The organism is Oscillibacter sp. MSJ-31, assembly GCF_018918025.1.
Taxonomy (GTDB): domain Bacteria; phylum Bacillota; class Clostridia; order Oscillospirales; family Oscillospiraceae; genus Hominicoprocola.
On sequence record NZ_JAHLPT010000051.1, the window covers coordinates 1 to 3234 of the forward strand.

Genomic DNA, 3234 nt, shown 5'->3' on the forward strand with positions numbered 1-3234 from the left:
CAGCTCGCGACCATCCTCGCGAAGCTCCTCAAGCTGCCCGCCGCGAAGGACGCGGGCTTCACCGACAACACGGCGGATGCCTGGTACTATGATGCCATCAACCGCTGCGCGGCTGCCGGCATCCTCAACGGCAACGGCGACGGCACGGTGACGCCCGAAGCGCCCATCTCCCGCGAGCGTGCCATGGTCATGCTGGCTCGTGCGCTCGGCATTGAGCCGATCCGCGAGCCCGACCTGACCAAGTACACCGACGCCGCCAAGGTCGCGCCCTACGCGCAGGGCATGGTGGCCGCGATGATCGAGGCCGGTATCGTGGGCGGTGTGACGGCTGACGAGCTTGCCCCGCAGGACAACATCAATCGCGCGTCCACCGTCACCATCCTTGACCGTGCCATCAGCACCTACGCGGACAAGGCCGGCGCGACCGTCAAGGCTGACGGCAAGGGCATCGTGCTCGTCGTCGCCGACGACGTGACCGTGACCGGCAACGTGGACAAGCTGCTCGTTCCCGCTGACAACGTGGACGTGACCGTCAGCGGCAGCAAGAACATCGACGACATCACCGTGACCGGCGACAACTCCAAGGTCATCCTGAACAACTCCACCGCGAACGACGTGACGCTCGACGGCAAGAACACCGAGCTTGAGACCAAGAGCGGCTCCAAGGTCGAGAACGTCAGCGTGACCGAGGACGCCAAGGGCGCAACTGTCAACGCGGGCAGCGGCACGACCGTCAAGAACGTCGAGAACAGCGCGGCGGACACCACCGTCACCGGCTCCGGCTCGGTGAAGAACGTTGCGTCCGACAAGGACATGACCGTTGAGACCAAGAACACCGAGGTCAAGAACACCGGCGACGAGAAGATCAGCGTCACCGACAAGAACGGCAAGACCACCGAGACCACTGCGGGCGGCAGCAGCACCACCACCGGCGGCAGCTCCGGCTCTTCCTCCGGCGGCGGCAGCAGCCACAGCTATAACATTTATAAGACGGATTGGGACACTATGCTTACCGTCAGTGAGTGTTCCTGCGGGGCGACGCAGGCTGTTGAAAACAGCAGCACTTACTATGTTTCCAACGACACTCAGCTCAAGGCATTCCGCAATATGGTCAACAACGGCAATAGCTTTGCTGGTAAGACCGTCAAGCTGACGGCGGACATTAACCTAAATAATGATGCGTGGACACCCATCGGCACGAGCACGACCCCCTTCTCCGGAGAATTCGACGGTGCGGGGAAATCGATTACCGGACTGGAAATCACGGGAGCAGGCGAGAACCTTGGCCTCTTCGGATATGTAGAATCCACGGTGAATATTCACGATTTCACCATCGCGGTCAATATTGATTCGACAGGCAAAAAGATTGGCGCCGTTGTGGGCGCAGCGGCTGGCAACACAAGGCTGACTTTGAGCAATATTATTGTGTGCGGCACGGTGAAGGGCGACGATAAGGTTGGCGGTCTTGTTGGTCAGGCGCCGCAGTATTCCGCGCCTACCGCAGGATACGAACCGTTGATTTCGTTTGAAAATTGTGAAAACAAAGCTGCTGTTACTGGCATGAGAGCGGGCGGTATTCTTTCGTCCGGCTTAAATGCTCGCGGAAGGGCCTCCTTTGTGAACTGCGTCAACCGTGGTACAATTACTGACGCAGCGGCCAGCAATGGCTACATCGCAGGTATCGTTGGTCAGGTCAACGCGCCCGGACTTGGCGTGGCGGCTGGAAGCAATGAGGCGGTAGCGGCTTATAAAACCAGATATAATGCCAATACATTCCTGACGATTCGCGGCTGTTCTAACGAAGGAACTCTTGTTCCCTCCACAGGCGGAACGGCATATACGCTGCTGAATACCAGCTATTCTTGCATGGATGGTACAAACGGTGCTACGGCGGTTAAGACCCAGCGCGGGCTTGTGCTGGAAGTTTATATGCTGAGCCGCTACGAAGGCAACAGCCCCTACGAATCGAATGGCGAGTCGTATGGCGTGAAGTGGAAGGAAACCGATAGCGAGAACAAATGGCTGCAGGGCTATGCGTACGATACGGATACCCCCTATGCCGTGATGCTGAATAACGGTACGAAGTTTACGCAGGACCAGTTCAATACAGACGATGCAGCCGAGAAAAATGTGACCATCAACAGCGAGGTCTATTATGCCGGCGTAAATGAAATTAAGCTGTTAAGTGATTTGACGTGGAATAAATCTTTCAGCGTCGAAGGCTCCGGAAAGGATATCACCGTGGACCTGAATGGAAAGACATTGACAGCGGCAAGGACCTTGTTCACGAATAATGTCTGCCGCATTACGTTTAAAAATGGCACGATTATCATGGTGGACGGCTGTGATGTTTTGATTTCCGGATGCTCCAATGTTACATTTGAAAATGATGTTATCCTGAACGCTGGCGGAAAGACGATTTTGTGGCTCGACGGAACGGGAGGTTCTGAGATGGGTTCTTCGACGTTTGGAACAGGTGTAAGCGGAAAAATCGAAGTAGCCAACGCTGCTGCGGCAGAAGTTACGTTCAATGGCACTACTTACAATTGGAATACCGAAGGCGGAACAATGGGAACATACACGGTTACTAATGGTGTGGTTACAAAAGATGCCACAGCCTGACAAACGTTCCCAGCAAGACCAAATCAAAGCGCCCGCGCGATTTTGCGCGGGCGCTTGCCCTTTTTACCGCTCCATACCAGCCGCAGGCACGAAAGGGCGTAGCGCTCCCGCTTCGCCTTTCCCGTGCCTGCGTTTTCTCTGCCCCTGTATCGCGGTGTACTTTCGCCTGAATGTAATCTGCTGAAAAGTTGCAAAATTCGACTGTTATCGCGCGAAATCAATTCGTTTCGGTCGTCCATTGTAGATGAGGAGGGCAACACAAAATGGCTTTTATCGTGTATGATTGTCTTGCGGAGAACAAGAAAGGCACACGTCAATCCATGAGCTCCGGGGACTTGATGTAAAAGCTCTGAAATGAGAACGTTCATTACAGAGCGCGTGCGCCCCCTGTTGATGCCGCTGTTTTTCTAAATTTTATTTTTGAAAGGAGCGGTATCTATGCCGTTGTTCTATTATGTTTCCGACCACGAAAAGGATGCGATGCAGAAGCCCGTGGATGCCGAGCGCCTGCTGCGGATGCTCGGTGCCTCCGGCAAGCTGGCTGGCTTTCGCCAAGCGGCGTACATGATCGAGCGGGTGCGGGAGAATCCCAAATATGTGCAGCTCATTACC

The 3234-nt window shown here is 55.3% G+C and carries 2 protein-coding genes; one reads left to right on the plus strand and one right to left on the minus strand.

The annotated features are described in order from the left end of the window. The coding region (locus tag KQI17_RS13230) for an S-layer homology domain-containing protein (protein ID WP_216496667.1) at positions 1–2622 on the plus strand (2622 nt) is incomplete at its 5' end. A gap of 23 nt (positions 2623–2645) precedes the next feature. On the opposite strand, the gene KQI17_RS13235 is transcribed toward KQI17_RS13230, so the two are convergent. Beyond that, the gene (locus KQI17_RS13235) at positions 2646–2990 is read right to left on the minus strand and encodes a hypothetical protein (protein WP_216496668.1); all 345 of its coding nucleotides are present in this window, start codon (positions 2988–2990) and stop codon (positions 2646–2648) included. Positions 2991–3234 lie beyond the last annotated feature (244 nt).

Bases quoted from the DNA above. Each gene is read 5' to 3' on its own strand.
- KQI17_RS13235 (WP_216496668.1), bottom strand. From the start codon at position 2,990: ATGAACGTTCTCATTTCAGAGCTTTTACATCAAGTCCCCGGAGCTCAT.